This is a genomic window from Pseudomonas citronellolis (assembly GCF_029335315.1).
Taxonomy (GTDB): Bacteria; Pseudomonadota; Gammaproteobacteria; order Pseudomonadales; family Pseudomonadaceae; genus Pseudomonas; species Pseudomonas citronellolis_A.
Genome location: NZ_JARJLT010000373.1, coordinates 1 through 23,999, shown reverse-complemented (window position 1 = coordinate 23,999; position 23,999 = coordinate 1). Strand labels below are relative to the sequence as shown.

Annotated in this window: 19 protein-coding genes; 14 read left to right on the top strand and 5 right to left on the bottom strand. The window is 68.5% G+C overall.

The window, feature by feature from the left end; all coding sequences use genetic code 11:
- Positions 1 to 59: 59 nt before the first annotated feature.
- The 4 genes from speA to P3W75_RS28295 form a co-directional block, all read right to left on the bottom strand.
- Complete coding sequence (gene speA / locus P3W75_RS28310) at positions 60 to 1,970, bottom strand: arginine decarboxylase (protein ID WP_276230635.1); 1,911 nt, start codon at positions 1,968 to 1,970, stop codon at positions 60 to 62.
- A 220-nt stretch (positions 1,971 to 2,190) separates the two neighbouring features.
- Positions 2,191 to 2,562 (bottom strand): translation initiation factor Sui1, encoded by a 372-nt coding sequence (locus P3W75_RS28305; protein WP_276230634.1) that lies wholly within the window; start codon positions 2,560 to 2,562, stop codon positions 2,191 to 2,193.
- Between the two features lie 305 nt (positions 2,563 to 2,867).
- Entirely contained in the window at positions 2,868 to 3,404 is a 537-nt protein-coding gene (locus P3W75_RS28300) for an NUDIX hydrolase (protein WP_276230633.1), read from the bottom strand.
- Positions 3,404 to 4,471 carry a DUF2333 family protein gene (locus tag P3W75_RS28295; RefSeq protein WP_276230632.1) on the bottom strand — a complete coding sequence of 356 codons (1,068 nt, stop codon included), beginning with the start codon at positions 4,469 to 4,471 and terminating at the stop codon, positions 3,404 to 3,406. Before P3W75_RS28295 ends, P3W75_RS28300 begins: the two co-directional genes overlap by 1 nt.
- A 250-nt stretch (positions 4,472 to 4,721) precedes the next feature.
- Between P3W75_RS28295 and P3W75_RS28290 the strand changes: the two genes are divergently transcribed.
- The gene (locus P3W75_RS28290) at positions 4,722 to 6,335 is read left to right on the top strand and encodes a GGDEF domain-containing protein (protein ID WP_276230631.1); all 1,614 of its coding nucleotides are present in this window, start codon (positions 4,722 to 4,724) and stop codon (positions 6,333 to 6,335) included.
- Positions 6,336 to 6,553: 218 nt separating this feature from the next.
- Here the strand turns inward: P3W75_RS28290 and speB are convergent, their stop codons facing one another.
- A complete protein-coding gene (gene speB / locus P3W75_RS28285) occupies positions 6,554 to 7,519 on the bottom strand; it encodes an agmatinase (protein WP_276230630.1) in 966 nt (321 codons plus the stop codon).
- 142 nt (positions 7,520 to 7,661) lie between these two features.
- On the opposite strand from speB, the gene P3W75_RS28280 reads away from it, so the two are divergent.
- From P3W75_RS28280 to P3W75_RS28220, 13 genes are all read left to right on the top strand, one after another.
- Positions 7,662 to 8,576: a LysR family transcriptional regulator gene (locus tag P3W75_RS28280; protein WP_276230629.1), complete on the top strand. Its 915-nt coding sequence runs from the start codon at positions 7,662 to 7,664 to the stop codon at positions 8,574 to 8,576.
- Positions 8,577 to 8,715: 139 nt separating this feature from the next.
- Entirely contained in the window at positions 8,716 to 10,575 is a 1,860-nt protein-coding gene (dsbD, locus tag P3W75_RS28275) for a protein-disulfide reductase DsbD (protein ID WP_276230628.1), read from the top strand.
- Between the two features lie 139 nt (positions 10,576 to 10,714).
- A complete protein-coding gene (gene aroQ, locus P3W75_RS28270) occupies positions 10,715 to 11,158 on the top strand; it encodes a type II 3-dehydroquinate dehydratase (protein ID WP_276230627.1) in 444 nt (147 codons plus the stop codon).
- Positions 11,159 to 11,183: 25 nt separating this feature from the next.
- A complete protein-coding gene (accB, locus tag P3W75_RS28265) occupies positions 11,184 to 11,651 on the top strand; it encodes an acetyl-CoA carboxylase biotin carboxyl carrier protein (RefSeq protein WP_276230626.1) in 468 nt (155 codons plus the stop codon).
- A gap of 17 nt (positions 11,652 to 11,668) precedes the next feature.
- Positions 11,669 to 13,018 carry an acetyl-CoA carboxylase biotin carboxylase subunit gene (gene accC, locus P3W75_RS28260; RefSeq protein WP_276230625.1) on the top strand — a complete coding sequence of 450 codons (1,350 nt, stop codon included), beginning with the start codon at positions 11,669 to 11,671 and terminating at the stop codon, positions 13,016 to 13,018.
- 90 nt (positions 13,019 to 13,108) lie between these two features.
- Complete coding sequence (gene prmA, locus P3W75_RS28255) at positions 13,109 to 13,987, top strand: 50S ribosomal protein L11 methyltransferase (RefSeq protein WP_276230624.1); 879 nt, start codon at positions 13,109 to 13,111, stop codon at positions 13,985 to 13,987.
- A 74-nt stretch (positions 13,988 to 14,061) separates the two neighbouring features.
- On the top strand, positions 14,062 to 15,531 hold the full coding sequence (locus P3W75_RS28250) for a DUF3426 domain-containing protein (RefSeq protein WP_276230623.1): 1,470 nt from the start codon (positions 14,062 to 14,064) through the stop codon (positions 15,529 to 15,531).
- Positions 15,532 to 15,759: 228 nt separating this feature from the next.
- On the top strand, positions 15,760 to 16,758 hold the full coding sequence (gene dusB, locus P3W75_RS28245; RefSeq protein ID WP_276230622.1) for a tRNA dihydrouridine synthase DusB: 999 nt from the start codon (positions 15,760 to 15,762) through the stop codon (positions 16,756 to 16,758).
- The gene (gene fis, locus P3W75_RS28240) at positions 16,755 to 17,075 is read left to right on the top strand and encodes a DNA-binding transcriptional regulator Fis (protein ID WP_276230621.1); all 321 of its coding nucleotides are present in this window, start codon (positions 16,755 to 16,757) and stop codon (positions 17,073 to 17,075) included. Before dusB ends, fis begins: the two co-directional genes overlap by 4 nt.
- A gap of 90 nt (positions 17,076 to 17,165) precedes the next feature.
- The gene (gene purH / locus P3W75_RS28235; RefSeq protein ID WP_276230620.1) at positions 17,166 to 18,773 is read left to right on the top strand and encodes a bifunctional phosphoribosylaminoimidazolecarboxamide formyltransferase/IMP cyclohydrolase; all 1,608 of its coding nucleotides are present in this window, start codon (positions 17,166 to 17,168) and stop codon (positions 18,771 to 18,773) included.
- Between the two features lie 217 nt (positions 18,774 to 18,990).
- Complete coding sequence (gene purD / locus P3W75_RS28230; RefSeq protein WP_276230619.1) at positions 18,991 to 20,280, top strand: phosphoribosylamine--glycine ligase; 1,290 nt, start codon at positions 18,991 to 18,993, stop codon at positions 20,278 to 20,280.
- A gap of 148 nt (positions 20,281 to 20,428) precedes the next feature.
- A complete protein-coding gene (locus P3W75_RS28225) occupies positions 20,429 to 23,224 on the top strand; it encodes a hybrid sensor histidine kinase/response regulator (RefSeq protein WP_276230618.1) in 2,796 nt (931 codons plus the stop codon).
- A 167-nt stretch (positions 23,225 to 23,391) separates the two neighbouring features.
- Positions 23,392 to 23,988: a MarC family protein gene (locus P3W75_RS28220; RefSeq protein ID WP_276230617.1), complete on the top strand. Its 597-nt coding sequence runs from the start codon at positions 23,392 to 23,394 to the stop codon at positions 23,986 to 23,988.
- The last annotated feature ends 11 nt before the right edge of the window (positions 23,989 to 23,999 follow it).

Sequence of the window (23,999 nt, the reverse complement as noted above, 5' to 3'; positions counted from 1 at the left end):
CCGTCATTCCCGCGAACGCGGGGACGACGGGAGAGAGGTCGCGGCCTTGGGCCTTCGCCTCAGGACAGGTACGCCGAGCGCGTCAGCCCCAGGCGCAGCGCGTCGAGGAACTGGGTGCGTTCGCGCGCGGTGAGCTTGGCCCCGGCTACCTTGTCGCGGTAGTGGGTCATCAGCTCCTCGGGCGACAGGTGCACGTAGCGCAGCATGTCCTCGATGGTGTCGTGGGTCTCGATGCCGGCGTGATGGTAGCTGCCGTCGGCGTTCTGGTAGACGTTCACCGAGTCGGTGTCGCCGAACAGGTTGTGCATGTCGCCGAGGATTTCCTGGTAGGCGCCGACCAGGAAGGTGCCGATCAGGTAGTCCTCGCCTTCCTTCACGTCGTGCACCGGCATGCTGGTCTCGATGCTCTGCTCGTCGACGTACTGGGTGATCTTGCCGTCGGAGTCGCAGGTCAGGTCCTGCAGCACCGCGCGGCGGGTCGGTTCCTCGCCCAGGCGGTGGATCGGCAGGATCGGCAGCACCTGGCCGATGGCCCAGGTGTCGGGCAGGCTCTGGAACACCGAGAAGTTGCAGATGTACTTGTCGGCGAGCTTGTCGTTGAGTTCGTCGAGCACCTGGCGGTGCGAGCGCTGGTGCGCCTTGAGCTGGTTGTGCAGGCGCCGGCAGATGGCGAAGTAGCACTGCTCGGCCAGGGCCTTCTGCGCCAGGCTGATCTTGCCCTCGGCGTACTGCGCGGCGGCGTCGCCCATGTAGTGGGTGGCGCGCCAGTAGGTCTCGGTGACCATCTCGGCGTCGGTCGGGCCGAGCAGGTCGGCCAGCCACTGGACGATCTCCGGCTGCTCGGCCAGGTCGGTGATCTTCGGCAGCTCGTCGTTGTGCCGCTCGACATCGGTCACCTGGGTGACCAGCACCGCGTGGTGCGCGGTCAGCGCGCGGCCGCTCTCGGAGAAAATGTGCGGGTGCGGCAGGCCCTGGGCGTCGCAGAACTCCTTGAGCATGCCCACCACCACACCGGCGTAGTCGTCGATGTCGTAGTTGATCGAGCTGGCGTTGCGCGAGTGGGTGCCGTCGTAGTCCACGCCCAGGCCGCCGCCGACGTCCACATGGTCCACCGGCAGGCCGAGCGCGCGCAGTTCGCCGTAGTAGCGGATGGCTTCCTTGAAACCGTGCTGGTAGTCGGCCAGGTTGGCGATCTGCGAACCCATGTGGAAGTGCAGCAGGCGCACGCCCTGGTCGAGGCCGGCCTGGCGGAAGCGCTCGACCACCGACAGCAGCTGCGCGGCGGAAAGACCGAACTTGGCCTTCTCGCCACCGGTGTCGGCCCACTTCGAGGACGCCAGCGAGGACAGCCGCACGCGCAGGCCCACCTGCGGCAGCACGCCGATGTGCTCGGCCTCCTCGATCACCAGCTGCACCTCGGACTCCTTCTCGATGACGATGAAGACGTTGTGCCCGAGCTTCTGGCCCATCAGCGCCAGCTTGATGAACTCGCGGTCCTTGTAGCCGTTGCAGACGATGGTGCCGCCCTTCGGCGCCAGCGCCAGCACCGCCATCAGCTCCGGCTTGGAGCCGGCTTCCAGGCCGATGGAGACGTTCTGCGTGGCGATGATGCTTTCCACCACCGCTTCCTGCTGGTTGACCTTGATCGGGTACAGCGCGGTGTAGCGGCTGGCGTATTCCAGGCGCGCGATGTTCGCGTCGAAGGCGCCGGTCAGCTTGCGCACGCGGTCCTGGAGGATGTCCGGGAAGCGCACCAGCAGCGGCAGCGACAGGCCCGCCTCACGCAACTGGGCGACCAGCGCGTGGAGATCGATCGGCTGGGCGTCGGCGCCCTGCGGGCGCACCTCGACGTTGCCGGCGTCGTTGATCGCGAAATAACCGGCGCCCCAATGGCGAATACCATAGACGCCACGGCTGTCCGCCACCGTCCAGTTGCTACCGTCGTCTTTGCGGGTCCGTCTAGCGGCCATGCGCGCATGTCTCCTGAAAAGAAAGTCGAGCGCCCGGCGGGATAGCGCGCGGACGCAACAAGCCTAAACGTCGGGTATGACGTTGCCGTGTTGACCACCATCTCTGGCGGTAGTTTAGGAAAGCATGGCGAACTCGCCGCTCCCATCTAGGGAACGGGCTGACCGGCGTGCCGCGCGCGAGCGCCGACGCCTAACCCGTTCCCTGCAAGGGAGAGACGGCTCAGCCGCCGGACTTCTTCGCCTTGAAGCCGCGCTTGGCCAGCTCTTCGAGGAGCAACTCGACGTGGTCGCCCTGGATCTCGATGACGCCGTCCTTGAGGCTACCGCCGGTACCGCAACGCTTCTTCAGCGCGGTGGCGAGGTCCTTGAGGGCGTCTTCGGCCAGGGGTACGCCGCTGACCGTGGTCACGGTCTTGCCGCCGCGGCCCTTGGTTTCGCGGCGCACACGGGCGATGCCATCGCCGGCCGGAACCACGGACTGCTTGCAGACGCAGGCGCCAATGGGCTGATTGCAGTCCGGGCAATGCCGGCCTGTATCGGTGGAATAGACGAGCCCGCCGAGGGCGGACAGGGAGGAAGCTTTCTTGACCACCGGGCGTTTCCCCAGGATTGGCCTCTCAGGGCCAGGTCAACGAATGATCGGCAGGCGCCGACCGCGACGCCCCACTCAGGCAGGGGCTGCGCAATTCCCGTCGGAGGACCCGTGCGGAAAGGTCGCGCAATGTACCAGCATTGGTGGCGCTTGCTAAGAGCGGAAATGCGTCATTGATCGGCGGATTGGCGACATGCGCGCCCAGGAGCGCCAAAGGGCGCCCCGTAGGAGCGAGCTTGCTCGCGAACCCGGCCCCGGCGCGGGGTCATTCGCGAGCAAATTCGCCCCTACAAGAGCAGGGTGTTTCAGGCCGACAGATAAAGCCGCAGCGCCTGCAACGAGTCGGGGCAGTACGAAGCCCCCGCCTGCGCCTCGGCCAGCGCCGCGTGCGGTTCGACGAAGCGCGCCTCCAGGACTTCCTCCGGCTGCAACTTCAGCGGGCCGTCCCAGGTGGCGGCGAATACCGCGCACCACAGGCGGTTGCCCGGCTCGTCGAAGAGGAAGGTGCCGACCTCGCGCAGTTCGACGCCGGCCACTCCCAGCTCTTCTTCCAGCTCGCGGCTGGCCGACAGCGCGTAGCTCTCGCTGGCCTGCACCATGCCGCCGGCGGCGGCGTCCCAGTAGCCGGGGTAGACCGCCTTGCTCAGGCTGCGCCGGTGCACGCAGAGTTCGCCGGCGCTATTGAACAGCAGGATGAAGGTACCCCGGCCGATCAACCCGCGCTGGCGCAGCTCGGCGCGCGGCAGTTCGCCGAGCAACTGGTCGCGCTCGTCCACCCAGGCGATCAGTTCCCGATCCGAGGCCAGGCGGTGGGCGGTCTCGGCGGCGCTGATGAGGTCCATCAACCCTGCGCCAGCAGCTGACGCAGATCGATGATCGCGGCGTTGGCCCGGGAGATGTAGTTGGCCATCACCAGCGAGTGGTTGGCCAGCACGCCGAAGCCGCTGCCGTTGAGCACCATCGGGCTCCACAACGGTTCCTGGGTGGCCTCCAGCTCACGGATGATCTGGCGCACGCTGACGGTGGCGTTCTTCTTCGCCAGCACGTCGGCGAAGTCGACCTCGATGGCGCGCAGGATGTGCGACAGCGCCCAGGCCTGGCCACGGGCCTCGTAGAACACGTTGTCGATCTGCAGCCAGGGGGTTTCCTGCAGCTCCTCGTCGACCTGCGGCGCCTGGCCGGGGGCCAGCGGCGCGGTGCTCTTGATGTTGGTGTTCAGCTTCACCCGGCCGACGCTGGCCGAGAGACGCTGGGACATCGAGCCCAGGCGGGTGGAGACGTCGCCCAGCCAGTTGTTCAGGCTGTCGGCGCGGGCATAGAACTGCGCGCTCGGCTGCTGCGCGGAGAGGCGCGCCAGGTAGCGGTCCAGCGACTTGATGCCCTCGCCGTACTCGGATTCCGAGGACGGCAGCGCCCAGCTCTTGTTGTCGAAGTTGAAGCGCGGCTCGGCGCGGGCCAGGTCGGCGTCTTCGGTGGACTGCGACTGCGAACGGGCGAAGTCCTTGCGCAGGGCGCGGGACAGGTCGCGGGTCTGCACCAGCACGCCGTATTCCCAGCTGGGCATGTTGTCCAGCCACAGGCCCGGCGGGAAGATGTCGTTGGAAAGGTAGCCGCCCGGCTTGTTCAGCAGGGTGCCGACCACTTCCTTGAGGGTCTCCACGGTGGTGTAGCCCACCACCATCTGCCGTCCGGCGCGCTCGGCGGCCTGCTGGGCGTGCTGCTGCACGGGGAACAGGTCCGGCTCGCGGCTCCAGTACCAGCCGACCAGCGCGGCGCCCACCAGGTAGGCGCCGAGCAGCCCGCCGACCACGCGGACCAGCCAGGGGCCCCCGAAGTAGGAGCGTACATCGTCAACCCTGTCGTCGACGCGCTCGCGCACCGAGCCGCCGCGATTCTTCCAGTTCCACATGGCAAAGTCCTTGGCTTTCGACTAACGGAAAAAGGTTGGACCGCAGCGCCCGCCACAGGTGCCATCGCGGGGCTCGGGTCCAGGCGCACTAGCATGCCGCACTCGGCGCCGGAAGGGCAGCCTACCCTCTGCATGGCAAGCCTGGCGATCCTTGACCGACATCAGTGGATTTGCCCGCGCCAAGTGGTAGCATGATGCCATCACCGCTCCGGCGACCCTCCTACCCCGCGTCACCCATAAGAAGCGCGCCATGACCGAGCACGACGACCCCACCCGCGACCGCATGAAGCACCACTTCGCCCAGCGGGTGATCCACCAGGCCCGGCTCGTCCTGGAAATCTGGCAGCAGTTGACCCGCTCGGAATGGACCGGCGCCGGCATGGGCGACCTGCGCGAGGCGGCGCTGCGCCTGCAACGCTACGCCGAACGCTTCGAACAGGCCGAGCACGCGCAACTGGCCGCCGCGCTCGGCGCCTGCCTGGACGCCGTGGAGCGCAATCGCGGGCGCCTCTCCAGCGAGCTGATCAACGAATTCAGCCAACTGATGCTGCGCCTCTCGCGCACCGGCCTGCGGCATGGCGACCAGCTCGAACACACCCTCCTGCCGCCGCTGCGCAAGCCGGTCTACGTGGCCCTGCAGGACCTCGAACGCGCCGAGCGGCTGGCCCAGCAGCTGGAATTCTTCGGTGTCCACGCGCAGCTGTGCGAGAGCGCCGACGCCTTCCGCGCGGCCATGGCCGAGCGGCACCCGGCGGCGCTGGTGATGGAAGTCGACTTCTCCGGCGCCGGGCGCGGCCTGGCCCTGGCCGAGGAAGTCCAGGCGGGCCTGGCGCAGAAGCTGCCGGTGCTGTTCTTCAGCCACGACGACACCGACACACCCACCCGCCTGTCCGCCGCCCGCTCCGGTGGCCAGGAGTTCTTCAGCGGCACCCTGGACGCCTCCAGCGTGCTGGAGAAGATCGAGACCCTGACCCGCGTCGCCCACTACGACCCCTACCGGGTGCTCATCGTCGACGACTCGCGGGCCCAGGCGGCGCACACCGAGATGGTCCTCAACGGCGCCGGCGTGGTCACCCGCGCGCTCACCGCGCCGCTGTCGGTGATGGCCGAGCTGGCCGAGTTCCAGCCGGACCTGATCATCCTCGACATGTACATGCCCGAGTGCCTGGGCACCGAGCTGGCCAAGGTGATCCGCCAGCACGAGCGCCACGTCAGCGTGCCGATCATCTACCTGTCCGCCGAGGACGACCTGGACAAGCAGCTCGACGCCATGAGCGAGGGCGGTGACGACTTCCTCACCAAGCCGATCAAGCCGCGCCACCTGATCGCCACCGTGCGCAACCGCGCGGCGCGGGCGCGCAGCCTCAAGGCGCGGATGGTCCGCGACAGCCTCACCGGTCTGTACAACCACACCCACACCCTGCAACTGCTCGACGACGCCAGCTACCGCGCGCGCCGCGAGGGTCGCCCGCTGACCTTCGCCATGCTCGACATCGACCACTTCAAGCGGGTCAACGACAGCTACGGCCACCCCACGGGTGACCGCGTCATCAAGAGCCTCGCGCTGTTCCTCAAGCAACGCCTGCGCAAGACCGACCACATCGGCCGCTACGGCGGCGAGGAATTCGCCGTGGTGCTGCCGGATACCGACAGCGTGGCCGCGCACCGGGTGCTGGAGGAAATCCGCCAACGCTTCTCCGAAATCCGCTACCCGGCCAAGCCCCATGACCTGGCCTGCACCTTCAGTTGCGGCATCGCCCAGCTCGGCGAGGACGACGACGTCACCACCCTGGCCAAGCGCGCCGACGAAGCGCTGTACCGTGCCAAGCACGGCGGCCGCAACCGCGTCGAGACGGACCAGTAGCAGCTGGAGCCACTGGGCTCCCGCGTTCGCGGGAGTGACAGGGGGGCATGGCAGGCGCTCGATCTTGTCATCCCCGCGAACGCGGGGACCCAGCGCCTTCACCCGCACGCGCCGAACGCCCCGGGGCAACCGCAGGAGCGGACTCCGTCCGCGATAGCCCGCCCCGCAGCGGAATCGCGGATGAATCCGCTCCTACAAAAGCCGGGCCCGCCCCGAAATCAGGCGCGCTCCCCCAGCTTGTGCCGCGCCGCGTACAGGCAAACCATCTCCATCGCCAGGGTCGCGCCGGCCAGGGCGGTGATCTCGGCGTTGTCGTAGGGCGGCGCCACTTCCACCACGTCCATGCCCACCAGATTGATGCCGCGCAGGCCACGGAGGATTTCCAGCGCCTGGCTGGAACTCAGGCCGCCGCACACCGGGGTGCCGGTGCCGGGGGCGAAGGCCGGGTCCAGGCAGTCGATGTCGAAGGTCAGGTACACCGGGTGGTCGCCGACCCGTGCGCGGATCGCCTCGGCGATCGCCTCCGGGCCCTGGCGGTGCACCTGGCGCGCGTCCAGCACCTGGAAGCCCATCACGTCGTCGTTGGTGGTGCGCAGGCCGACCTGCACCGAGCGCGCCGGGTCCACCAGGCCCTCGCGGGCGGCGTGGTAGAACATGGTGCCGTGGTCGATGCGCTGCACCTCCGCGTCCGGCCAGGTGTCGCTGTGGGCGTCGAAGTGGATCAGCGACAGCGGCCCGTGCCGCTTCGCATGGGCCTTGAGCAGCGGGTAGCTGATGAAGTGGTCGCCGCCCAGGGTCAGCAGCGCGCAACCGGCGTCGAGCACCCGCTCGGCGTGGGCCTGGATCGCCGCCGGGGTGTCCTGCGGCTGGCCGTGGTCGAAGGCGCAGTCGCCATAGTCGATCACCGCCAAGTGGTCGAAGGGGTCGAACTCCCAGGGGAAGTGCCGGGCCCAGGCCATCTGCACCGAGGCCGCGCGGATCGCCCGTGGCCCGAAGCGGCTGCCGGGGCGGTTGGTGGTGGCGGTGTCGAAGGGCACGCCGGCGACCACCAGGTCGACGCCGCGCAGGTCACGGCTGTAGCGGCGGCGCATGAAGCTGGTGACGCCGGCGTAGGTGGATTCCGCCGCGGTGCCGTAGAGGCTGTCGCGGGTGATCGCCTGATCGTTGTCGTAGGCCTGGTCCATGGGTTCCTCATCTGGGCAGTCGGTTTTCCAGGAAAGCCCCGCACGCGCGAGGCATGGGGACAGCGTGGCCGGTGCTTTACTTTGTAAAAATTCAAAGTTAATAAATTTGGCATTATTCGATGCCAATGTTTGGAGTCCCGCCATGCTCAGCCAGGTACGCGACCTCGACCTGCAACTGCTGCGCCTGTTCGTCACCGTCGTCGAATGCGGCGGCTTCAGCGCCGCCCAGGGCGAGCTGGGGCTGAGCCAGCCGAGCATCAGCATCCAGATGGCCAAGCTGGAAACGCGCCTGGGCTACCGCCTGTGCGAACGCGGGAAAGGCGGTTTCCGCCTGACGCCCAAGGGCGAGCGCCTGCTGCAGGCCACGCGGCGGCTGTTCGTCGCGGTCGAGGGCTTTCGCGGCGAGGCCCAGGGCGTCGCCGACAAGCTGCTGGGCGAGGTGCGCATCGGTCTCTCCGAAGGCCTCGACGCCAGCGTGCTGGCCAAGGTCTCGGCGGCCATCGGCGCCTTTCGCCAGCGCAACCAGTCGGTGACCCTGGAACTGCTCACCGGCATGCCGGCGGAGCTGGAACGCCTGCTGCTGCAGGGCCGTCTGCACCTGGCCATCGGCTATTTCTCCGGTTACCAGGGGTCGCTGCTGCACCTGCCGCTGTTCGTCGAGGACCAGGCGCTGTACTGCGGCCGCGGGCACCCGCTGTTCGAGCAGCCGGCCCCGGCCCCCGAGCTGATCGCCGAAGCCGACCAGGTGCGCCACCCGTACCGCTTCATCGCCGCCGCCGAACCCTTGCAGAGCCGCCACAGCAGCGCCCGCAGCGAGCAGGTCGACGGCTGCCTGGCGTTCATCCTCTCCGGCCGCCATATCGGCTACCTGCCGGTGCACTACGCCGCGCCCTGGGTCGACAGCGGCCAATTGCGCGCCCTGCGCCCCGGCGAGCTGGATTTCCGCGTCGGCTTCAGCCTGGCGCAGCATCGCGGGCGCCAGGCCGACGCGGCCCAGCTGGCCTTCGTCGAAGACCTCTGCGCGGCCTTCGCGGTGGACCCCGCCGCGTCCGCGTGACGCAGCCGGGAACCCGCGCCGCACCGGCCGGTCGTACGCGCTCCGCTCATCTTCTGACACACCCGCGGCCGATCCGGGTGGCCAGCGGCCGGGCGCATTCGGCTATCATGCCGCCACCCGGAAAGTCCGCGAGAGTTCCATGCGCCGCCTGCTGACCCTGCTTCTCCTCCTCGTCGCCCTGCCCGCCAGCGCCGGTCTGTTCGACAAGCCGGCCCCCGCCGCCCCCGGTTTCAGTACCGCGGCGCCGAGTGACGGCAAGTTCCTCCCGGTGGCCGAGGCCTTCCGCCTGAGCGTCGAGGACAGCGACAGCCAGCAGGTGCTGCTGCGCTTCGTCAACGCCGAGGGCTACTACCTCTACCGCCACCGCATGAAGTTTCAGGTCGAGCCGGCCGAGGTCAGCCTCGGCGACGTGCAGCTGCCGCCGGGCAAGGCGCACCACGACGACTACTTCGGTGACTCCCAGGTCTACTACGCGATCACCGACGTCAAGGTGCCGCTGAACAACCCGCGCAAGCTGCCCTACCGCCTCACCGTGACCTACCAGGGCTGCGCCGACAAAGGCCTGTGCTACGCCCCGGAAACCGTCCAGGTGCAGGTCGCCGCCAGTGGCGCGGCCAGCCTCGGCGCCCCGCCGGCAGCCGCCGCGAGCAAGCCGGCGGTGGATTCCGGCGAACCGGCGGTGGTCGACGACCTGCTGGCGATGCTCAAGGGCGAAGGCAGCGGCAAGATCAAGAAGCTCGACCGTGGCCTGCTGATCGCCTTCCTCGCCGGCCTGACCCTGACCTTCACCCCCTGCGTGCTGCCGATGCTGCCGATCCTCTCCGGCGTGGTCCTGCGCGGCCGTCCGGGAGGCCTGCGCGGCTTCACCCTGTCGCTGGCCTACGTGCTGCCGATGGCCGTGTGCTACGCCATCCTCGGCGCGCTCATGGGGGTGTTCGGCGCCAAGCTCAACCTGCAGGCGATGCTGCAGTCGCCCTGGGTGCTGGTGCCCTTCGCAGCCTTCTTCGTGGCCTTCGCGGTGGCCATGTTCGGCGTCTTCGAACTGCGCCTGCCGGGCTTCCTGCGCGAGCGCCTGGACCGCATGGCGGCCGACACCCGTGGCGGCTCGCTGGCCGGCGCGGCGACCCTCGGCGTGCTCTCCAGCCTGCTGGTCTCGCCCTGCGTCTCGGCGCCGCTGGCCGGCCTGCTGCTGTACATCGGCAGCACCGGCGACGCCCTCGGCGGCGGCCTGCTGCTGTTCGCCCTGGGCCTGGGCATGGGCACCCCGCTGGTAATCTTCGGCGCCGGTGGCGGCGCCGTGCTGCCGAAATCCGGCGCCTGGATGACCGGCGTGCGCAATTTCTTCGGCGTGCTGCTGCTGGCCGTGGCCATCTGGCTGCTCGAACGGGTGCTCTCCGGCCCGGTCAGCCTGGCCCTGTGGGGCGCCCTGGCCGGCGGCCTGGCGGTGGGCCTGGGAACCCTGGAGCTGGTGCGCAAGACCCCGCTGCAACGCGGCGCCCAGCTGCTCGGCCTGATGCTGCTGGTCTACGCGCTGGCGGCCTGGGCCGGCGCGCTGCGCGGCGAGTCCGACCCGATGCACCCGCTGGGCCGCTCCGAGCCCTCGCTGCACGCCGGCCCGCCGTCCTCGGTGCCCGGCCAGTGGCAGAACCTGACCACCCCGGCGCAGCTCGACGCCGCCCTCGCCCAGGCGCGCGACGCCGGGCGCCCGGTGCTGCTGGACTGGTACGCCGACTGGTGCATCAGCTGCAAGATCATCGAGCGCCAGGTGCTGCCCGACGCCGACGTGCAGGCGCAACTGGCCAGCTACCAGCTGCTGCGCTTCGACATGACCGACAGCACCGCCGAACAGCGCGCCCTGCTCGACCGCTACAACCTCTTCGGCCCGCCGGCCCTGCTCCTGTTCGGCGCCGACGGCCGCGAGCACAGCGACCTGCGCATCGTCGGCGAAACCAACGCGGCCACCCTGGCGGCGCATCTGCGGCAGGCGGGCGCGCGCTAGAGCGCGCCCATATTTCTGCAGCAATCATCAGGCAACATGCCGACATCTACCGGAAAACCGGCATGACTGGACAGTCACGCCCGGTTTCCGGCATAGTCCCGGCCAATTTCCCACCGCGCGACGAGAGAACAACAAGCCGATGGCCACCCTACTGGTCCTGCACGGGCCCAACCTGAATCTGCTCGGCACCCGCGAACCCGGCGTCTACGGCTCGGTCACCCTGGAGCAGATCAACCAGGACCTGGAGCGCCGCGCGCGCGCCGCCGGCCACCACCTGATGTACCTGCAGAGCAACGCCGAGTACGAACTGATCGAGCGGATCCACGCCGCGCGCGGCGAAGGCGTGGACTTCATCCTCATCAATCCGGCGGCTTTCACGCATACAAGTGTCGCGTTACGTGACGCGTTGCTCGCGGTGAGCATCCCATTCATCGAAGTGCACCTGTCCAACGTGCACAAACGTGAACCTTTCCGGCATCACTCCTACTTCTCCGACGTAGCGGTAGGGGTGATCTGCGGCCTGGGAGCCACAGGCTATCGCCTGGCCCTGGAATCCGCCCTCGAACAACTTGAACGCCCGTGACCATGACCTGGGAGTGCGAACGCTAATGGACATCCGTAAAGTCAAGAAACTGATCGAACTGCTCGAAGAATCCGGCATCGACGAGCTGGAAATCCGCGAAGGCGAAGAGTCGGTGCGCATCAGCCGCCACAGCAAGACCGCCGCCCAGCCGATCTACGCCGCCGCCCCGGCCTACGCCGCTCCGGCCGCCGCCCCGGCTCCGGTCGCCGCCGCTGCCGCCCCGGCCGCCGAAGCCGCTCCGGCCGCCGCCCAGCTGTCCGGCAACGTCGTGCGTTCGCCGATGGTCGGCACCTTCTACCGTTCGCCGTCGCCGACCGCCGCCGCGTTCGTCGAAGTGGGCCAGAGCGTGAAGAAAGGCGACATCCTGTGCATCGTCGAAGCCATGAAGATGATGAACCACATCGAGGCTGAAACCAGCGGCGTGATCGGCTCGATCCTGGTCGAAAGCGGCCAGCCGGTCGAGTTCGATCAGCCGCTGTTCACCATCGTCTAAGCCGCGGGGAACCTGCGATGTTGGATAAAGTACTGATCGCCAACCGCGGCGAGATCGCCCTGCGCATCCTGCGCGCCTGCAAGGAGCTGGGCATCAAGACGGTCGCGGTGCACTCCACCGCCGACCGCGAGCTGATGCACCTGTCGCTGGCCGACGAGGCCGTGTGCATCGGCCCGGCCCCGGCCGGGCAGTCCTACCTGCACATCCCGGCGATCATCGCCGCCGCCGAAGTCACCGGCGCCAACGGCATCCACCCGGGCTACGGGTTCCTCGCCGAGAACGCCGACTTCGCCGAGCAGGTGGAGCGCTCCGGCTTCACCTTCATCGGCCCGAGCGCCGACGTGATCCGCCTGATGGGCGACAAGGTCTCGGCCAAGGACGCCATGAAGAAAGCCGGCGTGCCCACCGTTCCGGGCTCCGACGGCCCGCTGCCGGAAGACGAGGAGACCGCCCTGGCGATCGCCCGTGAAGTCGGCTACCCGGTGATCATCAAGGCCGCCGGTGGCGGCGGTGGTCGCGGCATGCGCGTGGTGCACCACGAGGAAGACCTGATCAAGTCGGCCAAGCTGACCCGCACCGAAGCGGGCGCGGCCTTCGGCAACTCCATGGTCTACCTGGAGAAGTTCCTGACCAACCCGCGTCACGTGGAAGTCCAGGTGCTCTCCGACGGCCAGGGCAACGCCATCCACCTGGGCGACCGCGACTGCTCCCTGCAGCGTCGTCACCAGAAGGTGCTGGAAGAAGCCCCCGCCCCGGGCATCGACGAGAAGGCCCGCGCCGAAGTGCTGGCCCGCTGCGTCCAGGCCTGCGTCGAGATCGGCTACCGTGGCGCCGGCACCTTCGAGTTCCTCTACGAGAACGGTCGCTTCTACTTCATCGAGATGAACACCCGCGTGCAGGTGGAGCATCCGGTGTCGGAGATGGTCACCGGCATCGACATCGTCAAGGAAATGCTGCGCATCGCCTCCGGCCAGAAGCTGTCGATCAAGCAGGAGGACGTGGTGATCCGTGGCCACGCCCTGGAATGCCGGATCAACGCCGAGGACCCGCGCAACTTCATGCCCAGCCCGGGCACCGTGAAGCACTTCCACGCCCCCGGTGGCAACGGCGTGCGCGTCGATTCGCACCTGTACAGCGGCTACACCGTACCGCCGAACTACGATTCGCTGGTCGGCAAGCTGATCACCTACGGCAAGGACCGCGACGAAGCGATGGCGCGCATGCGCAATGCCCTGGACGAGCTGATCGTCGACGGCATCAAGACCAACATCGACCTGCACAAGGACCTGGTCCGCGACAAGGAATTCTGCAAGGGCGGTGTGAACATCCATTACCTGGAGAAGAAGCTGGGTATGGACAAGCACTGAGGCCCCGTCAGGCGCTATCATGTGCAACCCGAAGGAGCGGCCCGGCCGCTCCTTCGCATTTCTGAAGCCTGGAAATTCCGGAGACCACACATGCCCTGGGTTCAAGTCCGCCTCGCCATCACCCCGGAGCAGGCGCCGACCTACGAAGACGCGCTGCTGGAAGTCGGCGCCGTCTCGGTGACCTTCATGGACGCCGAAGACCAGCCGATCTTCGAGCCGGACCTGGGCACCACCCCGCTGTGGACTCACACCCACCTGCTCGCCCTATTCGAGGACGGCACCGACGAGACGGCGCTGCTGGCCCACCTGCAGCTGCTTACCGGTGGCGAACTGCCCCAGCACCAGGTCGAGATCGTCGAAGACCAGGACTGGGAACGCAGCTGGATGGATAACTTCCAGCCGATGCGTTTCGGCCGCCGCCTGTGGATCGTTCCCAGCTGGCACCAGGCGCCGGAGCCCGAGGCGGTGAACCTGCTGCTCGACCCCGGCCTGGCCTTCGGCACCGGCACCCACCCGACCACCGCGCTGTGTCTGGAATGGCTGGACGGCCAGGAGCTGGCCGGCGACACCGTGCTGGACTTCGGCTGCGGCTCGGGCATCCTCGCCATCGCCGCGCTGCTGCTGGGCGCGAAAAGCGCGCTGGGCACCGACATCGACCCGCAGGCCCTGGAAGCCTCGCGCGACAACGCCTCGCGCAACGGCATCGACCCGGCGCTGTTCCCGGTCTACCTGCCGGCCGACCTGCCCGCCGGGCAGGCCGACGTGGTGGTGGCGAACATTCTGGCCGGCCCGCTGGTCTCACTGGCAGGCCAGCTGACTTCGCTGGTCAAGCCGGGCGGGCGCCTGGCGCTGTCGGGCATCCTCGCCGAACAGGCCGAGGAAGTCCGCGCCGCCTACGCCGAGGCCTTCGAGCTGGACCCGACCGCCGAGCGCGACGGCTGGGTGCGCATCAGCGGCCGCCGCCGCTGACAGACGGCGGCGGCCAAGTGCCGCGCGCCGAGGCTTGAGTTAGACTAAGCGACCGTTTATCGCCGGACCGCCGCATGAGCGACAGTTTCATCACACAGTGCCCGCATTGCCTCACCAGTTTCCGCGTCAACCAGGCGCAGCTGGGTGCGGCCAATGGCGCTGTGCGCTGCGGTTCCTGCCTCAAGGTGTTCAACGCCCAGCAGCACATGCTGGGCGCCGCCGCGCAGAAGGCCCCCGAAGCGCCGCCCAAGCCTGCGGTCGCGCCGACACCACCGGCTCCCATCGCGGCGCCCAGCCCGTCGCCGGCCCCCACCGGCGCCACCCTCGGCTGGCCGCTGGCGCCACACAGCGCGCGGCCTTCCGCCGACAGCGCCGCGGCCGCTGCGCCGAGCCCCGCTCCGGCAGCCCCGGCCCCAGTGAAGCCCGCCGAGCCCACCGCGCCGGCCCGCTCCGACGACGACACCCTGTGGATTCACGACGACCTCGACCTGGACAGCCTCAACCTCGACGAAGAACTGGCCAAGCTCGACGAATTCGAGCTGTCGCAGGAATTCCGCGAGCTGCAAGCCGCGCCCAAGCCGGCCGAAGCCCTGCTCGGCAACCGCCCGACGGCGCGCGACCCGCATGACGAGCGCTGGGCCGAAGCCCTGCTGCGCGACGCGCAGCAGGCGCCGCAGAACGGCCGCCAGGAACCGCGTCTGGGGCGCATCGAGGCCGAGCCGGAAACCCCGCCGGCCGCCCCGCCGCAGCCGCCGAGCGCCCAGCCCCCCGCGCCGCTGGCAGAGACGGTGGAAGACGACGAGGATCTGCCGAGCTTCAGCGCGCGCCGCGACGACGAGCCGCTGGAGCCCGAAGAGGAAGAACCCGAAGCCGACGCCGAGCCCGACGTCGACCCGCGCGCCCAGACCGAGCGCGAAACACCGCACCTGGGCCAGGCCGCCGACGTCGATGAAGACGACGAGGCGGCCGAGCCCCTGCGCCCCGATCCGGGCCTGGGCGAAGCCAGCCTGCGCGACCTCAGCGACGAGCCGCTGCAACTGGACTGGCAGAAACCCAAGGGCCGCTGGGGCCGCCGCCTGCTCTGGGCGCTGCTGATCCTCCTGGCGCTGGCCGGCCTGGGTGCCCAGTACGTGGCCTACCACTTCGACGAGCTGGCCCGCGAGGACGCCTACCGCCCCTGGTTCGCCGAGCTCTGCCCGCAGCTGGGCTGCAGCCTGCCGTCGAAGGTCGACGTCGAGCAGATCCGCAGCAGCAACCTGGTGGTGCGCAGCCACCCGGACTTCAGCGGCGCCCTGGTGGTGGACGCGATCATCTATAACCGCGCCAGCTTCTCGCAGCCCTTCCCGCTGCTGGAACTGCGCTTCGCCGATCTCAACGGCCAGCTGATCGCCAGCCGCAGCTTCAAGCCCAGCGAATACCTGGGCGGCGAGCTGGCCGGGCAGACCGAGATGCCGCCACAGACACCGATCCACGTGTCGCTGGACATCCTCGACCCGGGCCCCAAGGCGGTGAACTACAGCCTCAGCTTCCACTCCCCCGAGTGACCCCTGCCCTAGCCCAGAAGCAGGCGCGACGCCAGTTCCGTTCGTCTTCCAACCGCCGGCAATAAGCCACTGGCTGTTCAGAATTTATCCAAAATCGCCTTTATCCGGTCATCGAGAGCGGGTATCATGCCCTCCCTTTTTTGCTAGCTCCGGTGGCGTCCGCCCTTCACTTCCCGAGTCCTCGACCCGCGGGAGCCTGTGGCACTTTCGCCCCATAACAGGGAAGCCATGTCGGTGGTTCGCATCGGCCCTTACACACTGCCCAACAGACTGATCCTGGCCCCCATGGCCGGCGTCACCGATCGCCCGTTCCGCCAGCTGTGCCGCCGTCTTGGCGCCGGCATGGTGGTCTCGGAGATGGTCACCAGTGACGTGCGCCTGTGGAACAGCCGCAAGTCGCGCCTGCGCCTGGTGCACGATGGCGAGGATCAGCCGCGCTCGGTGCAGATCGCCGGCGGCGACCCGCAGATGCTCGCCGAGGCCGCCCGCGCCAACGTCGAGCTGGGCGCGCAGATCATCGACATCAACATGGGCTGCCCGGCGAAGAAGGTCTGCAACAAGGCCGCCGGCTCCGCCCTGCTGAAGGACGAACTGCTGGTGGCGCAGATCCTCGAGGCCGTGGTGAGCGCCGTCGAGGTGCCGGTGACCCTGAAGATCCGCACCGGCTGGGACCGCGACAACCGCAACGGCGTGAACGTCGCGCGCATCGCCGAGCAGTCGGGCATCCAGGCCCTGGCCGTGCACGGCCGCACCCGCGCCGACCTGTACACCGGCGACGCCGAGTACGAGACCATCGCCGCGATCAAGCGCGCGGTGTCCATCCCGGTGTTCGCCAACGGCGACATCACCTCGCCACACAAGGCCCGCCAGGTGCTCGAGCAGACCGGCGCCGACGCGCTGCTGATCGGCCGCGCCGCCCAGGGCCGGCCGTGGATTTTCCGTGAGATCGAACATTTCCTGAGCACCGGCGAAAACTTGCCGGCGCCGACGCTGGTCGAGGTGGAAAGCATCCTGCTGGAGCACCTCGCCGCCTTGCACGCCTTTTATGGGGAAGAGCTGGGTGTCCGCATCGCCCGCAAGCACGTGGGTTGGTACCTGGCGACGTTACCGGGGGCGGCGGAGTTCCGTTCCCAGTTCAATCGTTTGCAGAACACGGATGCACAGAGCGCCAGCGTCAGGCAGTTCTTCGCCGAGCGCCACAACAACGGAAAAGGGGTGGCCGCATGACAACGATGACCGAGACATTAGTGAGTGGAATGACACCCGTGAGTGACAACGCGAACCTCAAGCAGCACCTGAACACGCCGACGCAGGAAGGCCAGACCCTCCGCGACAGCGTCGAGAAGGCACTGCGCAATTACTTTGCCCACCTTGAAGGGCAGCCGGTCACGGATGTGTACAACATGGTGCTCTGCGAAGTCGAAGCGCCGCTGCTGGAAACCGTCATGGATCACGTGAAGGGCAACCAGACCAAGGCGTCCGAGTTGCTCGGCCTGAACCGCGGCACCCTGCGCAAGAAACTCAAGCAGTACGACCTTCTCTAAAGCGGCCGCAGGTTCGAGGCCGCGGGCGGCGGGCAAGCCGCTCCGGCCTGGAGCCTGCAGCGTGCAGCCAGTAGCCTCTAGGAACCTGCAATGACCGACCAAACCACCCGCCTGCCCATCCGCCGCGCCCTGATCAGCGTCTCCGACAAGACCGGCGTCGTCGACTTCGCCCGCGAGCTGGTCGCCCTCGGCGTGGAGATCCTCTCCACCGGCGGCACCTACAAGCTGCTCAAGGACAACGGCATCGCCGCCGTGGAAGTGGCCGACTACACCGGCTTCCCGGAAATGATGGATGGCCGCGTGAAGACCCTGCACCCGAAGGTCCACGGCGGCATCCTCGGCCGTCGCGACATCGACGGCGCGGTGATGGAAGCGCACGGCATCAAGCCGATCGACCTGGTGGCGGTCAACCTGTACCCGTTCGAGGCTACCGTGGCCAAGCCGGACTGCGACCTGCCGACCGCCATCGAGAACATCGACATCGGCGGCCCGACCATGGTCCGCAGCGCGGCGAAGAACCACAAGGACGTCGCCATCGTGGTCAACGCCGGTGACTACACCGGCGTGGTCGAGGCCCTGAAGGCCGGCGGCCTGACCTACGCCCAGCGCTTCGACCTGGCCCTGAAGGCCTTCGAGCACACCGCCGCCTACGACGGCATGATCGCCAACTACCTGGGCACCATCGACCAGGCGCGCGACACCCTCTCCACCGAAGGCCGCGGCGCCTTCCCGCGCACCTTCAACAGCCAGTTCATCAAGGCCCAGGAGATGCGCTACGGCGAGAACCCGCACCAGAGCGCGGCCTTCTACGTCGAAGCGAAGAAAGGCGAGGCCAGCGTCTCCACCGCCGTGCAGCTGCAGGGCAAGGAACTGTCGTTCAACAACGTGGCCGACACCGACGCCGCGCTGGAGTGCGTGAAGAGCTTCGTCAAGCCGGCCTGCGTCATCGTCAAGCACGCCAACCCGTGCGGCGTGGCCGTGGTCCCGGAAAACGAAGGCGGCATCCGCAAGGCCTACGACCTGGCCTACGCCACCGACACCGAGTCGGCCTTCGGCGGCATCATCGCCTTCAACCGCGAGCTGGACGGCGAGACCGCCAAGGCCATCGTCGAGCGCCAGTTCGTCGAAGTCATCATCGCCCCGAAAATCTCCCAGGCCGCCCGTGAAGTGGTCGCCGCCAAAGCCAACGTGCGCCTGCTCGAATGCGGCGAATGGCCGGCCGAACGCGCCGCCGGTTGGGACTTCAAGCGCGTCAACGGCGGCCTGCTGGTGCAAAGCCGCGACATCGGCATGATCACCGAAGCCGACCTGAAGATCGTCACCCAGCGCGCGCCGAGCGAGCAGGAGATCCACGACCTGATCTTCGCCTGGAAAGTGGCCAAGTTCGTCAAGTCCAACGCCATCGTCTACGCCAAGCAGCGCCAGACCGTCGGCGTCGGCGCCGGCCAGATGAGCCGCGTGAACTCCGCCCGCATCGCCGCCATCAAGGCCGAGCACGCCGGCCTGCAGGTGCAGGGCGCGGTCATGGCCTCGGACGCCTTCTTCCCGTTCCGCGACGGCATCGACAACGCGGCCAAGGCCGGTATCACCGCGGTGATCCAGCCGGGCGGCTCGATGCGCGACAACGAGGTGATCGCCGCAGCCGACGAAGCCGGAATCGCAATGGTCTTCACCGGCATGCGCCACTTTAGGCATTAAATGGGCCGGCCGCACTGAAGCGGCCGTCTGCTGCGTTGCGGACGACTTCGCCAATGCTCATTGCCAGTAGGCAACTCCGCTTGCCGAAGTCGTCCGCGCCTTGCATCCAGCCACTCCATTGCGACCTCTCGCTGGCTGGGAAAAGCTCTCGTAGCCCGGGTGGAGCGAAGCGATACCCGGGAATCCGGCACAGCCGGAACTGTTCAGGAGAACTCCAATGAACGTACTCATCATCGGCAGCGGCGGTCGCGAACACGCCCTGGCCTGGAAGGTCGCCCAGGACCCGCGCGTGGCGAAGGTCTTCGTCGCCCCGGGCAACGCCGGCACCGCCACCGAAGCCAAGTGCGAGAACGTCGCCATCGACGTGCTGGCCCTGGAGCAACTGGCCGACTTCGCCGCCGCCAACGTCCAGCTGACCATCGTTGGCCCCGAGGCGCCGCTGGTCAAAGGCGTGGTCGACCTGTTCCGCTCGCGCGGCCTGGATATCTTCGGCCCCACCGCCGGCGCCGCCCAGCTGGAAGGCTCCAAGGCTTTCACCAAGGACTTCCTGGCACGCCACAAGATTCCCACCGCCGACTACCAGAACTTCACCGAAGTCGAGCCGGCCCTGGCCTACCTGCGGGAGAAAGGCGCGCCCATCGTGATCAAGGCCGACGGCCTGGCCGCAGGCAAGGGCGTGATCGTCGCCATGACCCTGGCCGAAGCCGAGGAAGCCGTGCGCGACATGCTCGCCGGCAACGCCTTCGGCGACGCCGGTTCGCGCGTGGTGATCGAAGAGTTCCTCGACGGCGAGGAAGCCAGCTTCATCGTCATGGTCGACGGCCAGAACGTGCTGCCCATGGCCACCAGCCAGGACCACAAGCGCGTCGGCGACGCCGACACCGGCCCGAACACCGGCGGCATGGGCGCCTACTCGCCGGCCCCGGTGGTCACCCCCGACGTGCACCAGCGGGTGATGGACGAAGTGATCTACCCGACCGTGCGCGGCATGGCCGAGGAAGGCAACGTCTACACCGGCTTCCTCTACGCCGGCCTGATGATCGACAAGAGCGGCGCGCCCAAGGTCATCGAGTTCAACTGCCGCTTCGGCGACCCGGAAACCCAGCCGATCATGGTCCGCCTGGAGTCCTCCCTGGTCCTGCTGGTCGAGGCCGCCCTGGCCAAGGCGCTGGACAAGGTCGAAGCCACCTGGGACCCGCGCCCCACCGTGGGCGTGGTACTGGCCGCCGGAGGCTACCCGGGCGACTACGCCAAGGGTGACGTCATCGAAGGCCTGGCCGAAGCCGCCAAGCTCGACGGCAAGGTATTCCACGCCGGCACCGCGCTGAAGGACGGCCAGGTCGTCACCTCCGGCGGCCGCGTGCTCTGCGCCACCGCCATCGGCCCGAGCGTCTCCTCGGCGCAGCAGCAGGCCTACCGCCTGGCGGAGCAGATCCGCTGGAACGGCTGCTTCTACCGCAAGGACATCGGTTACCGCGCCATCGCCCGCGAGCGTGGCGAAGGCTGACCGAGGCCCGCGCAGGGGCGCCACGAGCGCCCTTGCGCCAAATTTTCCGACCTGCGGTCGGTACCCCCGTCCCCGCGGGCGCGGGTGGATGTCGGCCCAGCCAGCACTTGGCTATAATCCGGCCACTCACCACCGAAGGGATTTCGCCGTGCGCCGGCTCTGGATCGCCACAGGACTCCTTGTCTGCCTGCTAGCCCTGTTCCTCGGGCCGGCGCGCGGCATGGCGGCGGAAACCGGAGGCTGGTCGCAACTGCACGACGGCGAAGGCCGGCTGGAACTGCAGGACGTGCTCTCCGCGCGCCTGCGCCCGCTGTTCAGCCCCCTCGACATCGACGACCTGCACGCCCCCGCCGGCCCCGGCGCCACCTGGTTGCACTACCGCCTGCCGGCCGACGACGCGCAACGCCAACTGCGCCTGTTCGCCCCCAGCCTCGACAGCCTGCAACTCTATCTGCTGCACGGCTCGCAGCTGCTCGAAGAGCGCCAGGCCGGCAACCTCTACCCCGGCCAGCGGCCGCTGCTCAACAGCGACATCCTGCTGCCCCTGCGCAGCAGCCCGGAACCGCTTGACCTCTACCTGCGCCTGAGCTCCAGCCAGAGCTTGCGCCCCAGCATCAGCCTGGAAAGCGCCGAATACCCCGGCAGCCAGCAGCGTCCGCTGCAGTTCGGCGTGCTGCTGGGCTGCCTGGGCATGCTGCTGCTCTACAACCTCGTGCGCTACGGCTACAACCGCGTGCGTAGCGGCCTCTGGCTGGCCGGCGTGCACGCCGGGCTGCTGCTCGCCTGCCTGACCCTGTTCGGCCTGCTCAGCCCCTGGTTCGGCACCCACCAGACCTGGCAGCCGCTGACCGCCCAGCTGGCCCTGCTGCTGGTGCTGTTCTGCGCCCTGGGCTACACCGCCAGCTTCTTCCACGGCCAGCCGCCGCAGCTGCCGCTGGCGCGCCTGATGGGCTTCGCCGGCCTGGGCCTGCTGGCCCTCGGCGCCGTGCTGCACCTGCTCTTCGACGTGCCGGTCAGCGACCTGCTGTACGGCCTGGTGGCGCTGACCAGCCTGGGCATGTTCATCGTCGCCGCCTACCACATGCGTCGCGGCTACCGCCCGGCGCGCCTGTTCGTGATCGCCATGGGCCTGTTCGTCAGCGCCTGGCTGCTGTGCCTGCCGGCCCTGCTCGGCTACGTGCCGACCCACAGCGACTGGCTCGGCAGCAGCCTGCTGGCGCTGACCGCGGCGGCCGGCTTCCTGCTCAGCATGGCCCTGGCCGAGCGCCAGCGGCAGTTGCAGCAGGAAAGCTTCGACGCCAGCCGCAAACGCGCCGCCAGCAGCGCCGAGCTCAAGGCCAAGGGCGAGTTCCTGGCGAAGATCAGCCACGAGATCCGCACCCCCATGAACGGCGTGCTGGGCATGACCGAGCTGCTGCTCGGCACCCCGCTGTCGGCCAAGCAGCGCGACTACGTGCAGACCATCCACAGCGCCGGCAACGAACTGCTGGCGCTGATCAACGAAATCCTCGACATCTCCAAGCTGGAGTCCGGGCAGATCGAGCTGGACGAGGTGCAGTTCGACCTCGGCGCGCTGATCGAGGACTGCCTGGCGATCTTCCGGGTGCGCGCCGAACAGCAGAAGATCGAGCTGATCAGCTTCACCCAGCCGCAGGTGCCGCGGGTCATCAGCGGCGACCCGACGCGCCTGCGCCAGGTACTGCTGAGCCTGCTGGACAACGCCTTCAAGCAGACCGAGGAAGGCGAGATCCTCCTGGTGGTGGCGCTGGACGGCCCGCCCGGGCGCACCCGCCTGCGCATCGCCGTGCAGGATAGCGGCCGGCCGCTGGAGGCCGGCGACCGCCAGGCCCTGCTGACCGCCGAGCTGCACAGCCGTGACTTCCTTTCCGCCACCCGCCTGAGCAGCCGCCTGGGCCTGGTGATCGCGCGCCAGCTGATCCAGCTGATGTCCGGCCAGCTGGGCATCGAGAGCGGCATGGACAGCGGCGGCGACAGCGGCAATACCCTGTGGCTGAGCCTGCCGCTGGACCAGCAGATGCTCGACCATCCCACCGCCGACCTCGACGGCCCGCTGCAGGGCGCGCGGCTGCTGGTGGTGGACGACAACCAGACCTGCCGCAAGGTGGTGGTGCAGCAGTGCAGCGCCTGGGGCATGAACGTCAGCGCGGTGGCCTCCGGCAAGGAAGCGCTGGCGCTGCTGCGCACCAAGGCGCACCTGCGCGAGTACTTCGACGTGGTCCTGCTCGACCAGGACATGCCCGGCATGACCGGCATGCAACTGGCGACCAAGATCCAGGAAGACCCCAGCCTCAACCACGACATCCTGCTGATCATGCTCACCGGCATCAGCAACGCGCCGAGCAAGGTCATCGCCCGCAACGCCGGGATCAAGCGCATCCTGGCCAAGCCGGTGGCCGGCTACACGCTCAAGGCGACCCTCGCCGACGAACTCTCCCAGCGCGGCCCCAGCGGCGTCACCAACTACCTGCCGGTGGCCAGCGAACCGCCGCCGCTGAGCCCGCCCAGCGACTTCCGCGTGCTGGTGGCCGAGGACAACAGCATCTCCACCAAGGTCATCCGCGGCATGCTCGGCAAGCTCAACCTGCAGCCGGACACCGCCAGCAACGGCGAGGAAGCCCTGGCGGCGATGAAGGCCACGCAGTACGACCTGGTGCTGATGGACTGCGAGATGCCGGTGCTCGACGGCTTCTCCGCCACCGAGCGCCTGCGCGCCTGGGAAGCCAGCGAACAGCGCCCGCACACCCCGGTGGTGGCGCTCACCGCGCACATCCTCAGCGAGCACAAGGAACGCGCGCGCCTGGTCGGTATGGACGGGCACATGGCCAAGCCGGTGGAACTCTCGCAGCTGCGCGAACTGGTGGCCTACTGGGTGGGCGAACGCGAACGCCGCCAGCGCCAGCAGAGCGACGCGCTGCCGTCCTGACATCCACCACGCCGAAACCATCGGCGGATGACCGCGAACGGTTATTCGCCCTGCACGCTCCATCGCGGCACCACCGCCACGGGTGATTGCCGCCGCGCAATGACCACCCCCAGCGCGCCCGCTATGCTTCCCCCAGCAGAGCCATCTCAACCGGACGAGTCGCCCCCATGCATGTGCTGTTCAGCGTTTACCTGAAGATGCTGGTGCTCTACAGCCCCTTCTTCGTGCTGTCCTGCTTCATCAGCCTGAGCCGCGGCTTCGCCCCGCGCGACCGCAAGCAGATGGCCTGGCGCGTGGCCCTGGCGGCGCTGATCGCCAGCGTGCTGCTGTTCCTCTTCGGGCGCTACATCTTCACCCTCTTCGGGATCACCGCCGACGCCTTCCGCATCGGCGCCGGCAGCGTGCTGTTCATCTCGGCGCTGGGCATGGCCCAGGGGCGCTCGGCGGTGCAGAGCGACAACGTGCAGCAGGACGTCACCATAGTCCCGCTGACCATCCCCATCACCGTCGGCCCCGGCACCATCGGCGCGCTGCTGGTGATGGGGGTCGGCCAGCACTGGGAGGACAAGCTGCTGGCGCTGCTGGCGATCGTCCTCGCCTGCGTTACAGTCGGCGTCACCCTCTACCTGTCCGATCGCATCGAACGCATCCTCGGCGAGCAGGGCCTGCAGATCGTCAGCCGGCTGATGGGCCTGTTCGTCTGCGCCCTCGCCGCGCAGATCATCATGACCGGGGTGCGCGGCTACTTCCTTCCAGCGCCCTGAGACGCGCGTCA

Bases quoted from the DNA above. Each gene is read 5' to 3' on its own strand.
- speA (WP_276230635.1), bottom strand. From the start codon at position 1,970: ATGGCCGCTAGACGGACCCGCAAAGACGACGGTAGCAACTGGACGGTG.
- P3W75_RS28300 (WP_276230633.1), bottom strand. From the start codon at position 3,404: ATGGACCTCATCAGCGCCGCCGAGACCGCCCACCGCCTGGCCTCGGAT.
- P3W75_RS28295 (WP_276230632.1), bottom strand. From the start codon at position 4,471: ATGTGGAACTGGAAGAATCGCGGCGGCTCGGTGCGCGAGCGCGTCGAC.
- P3W75_RS28290 (WP_276230631.1), top strand. From the start codon at position 4,722: ATGACCGAGCACGACGACCCCACCCGCGACCGCATGAAGCACCACTTC.
- speB (WP_276230630.1), bottom strand. From the start codon at position 7,519: ATGGACCAGGCCTACGACAACGATCAGGCGATCACCCGCGACAGCCTC.
- P3W75_RS28280 (WP_276230629.1), top strand. From the start codon at position 7,662: ATGCTCAGCCAGGTACGCGACCTCGACCTGCAACTGCTGCGCCTGTTC.
- dsbD (WP_276230628.1), top strand. From the start codon at position 8,716: ATGCGCCGCCTGCTGACCCTGCTTCTCCTCCTCGTCGCCCTGCCCGCC.
- aroQ (WP_276230627.1), top strand. From the start codon at position 10,715: ATGGCCACCCTACTGGTCCTGCACGGGCCCAACCTGAATCTGCTCGGC.
- accB (WP_276230626.1), top strand. From the start codon at position 11,184: ATGGACATCCGTAAAGTCAAGAAACTGATCGAACTGCTCGAAGAATCC.
- accC (WP_276230625.1), top strand. From the start codon at position 11,669: ATGTTGGATAAAGTACTGATCGCCAACCGCGGCGAGATCGCCCTGCGC.
- prmA (WP_276230624.1), top strand. From the start codon at position 13,109: ATGCCCTGGGTTCAAGTCCGCCTCGCCATCACCCCGGAGCAGGCGCCG.
- P3W75_RS28250 (WP_276230623.1), top strand. From the start codon at position 14,062: ATGAGCGACAGTTTCATCACACAGTGCCCGCATTGCCTCACCAGTTTC.
- dusB (WP_276230622.1), top strand. From the start codon at position 15,760: ATGTCGGTGGTTCGCATCGGCCCTTACACACTGCCCAACAGACTGATC.
- fis (WP_276230621.1), top strand. From the start codon at position 16,755: ATGACAACGATGACCGAGACATTAGTGAGTGGAATGACACCCGTGAGT.
- purH (WP_276230620.1), top strand. From the start codon at position 17,166: ATGACCGACCAAACCACCCGCCTGCCCATCCGCCGCGCCCTGATCAGC.
- purD (WP_276230619.1), top strand. From the start codon at position 18,991: ATGAACGTACTCATCATCGGCAGCGGCGGTCGCGAACACGCCCTGGCC.
- P3W75_RS28220 (WP_276230617.1), top strand. From the start codon at position 23,392: ATGCATGTGCTGTTCAGCGTTTACCTGAAGATGCTGGTGCTCTACAGC.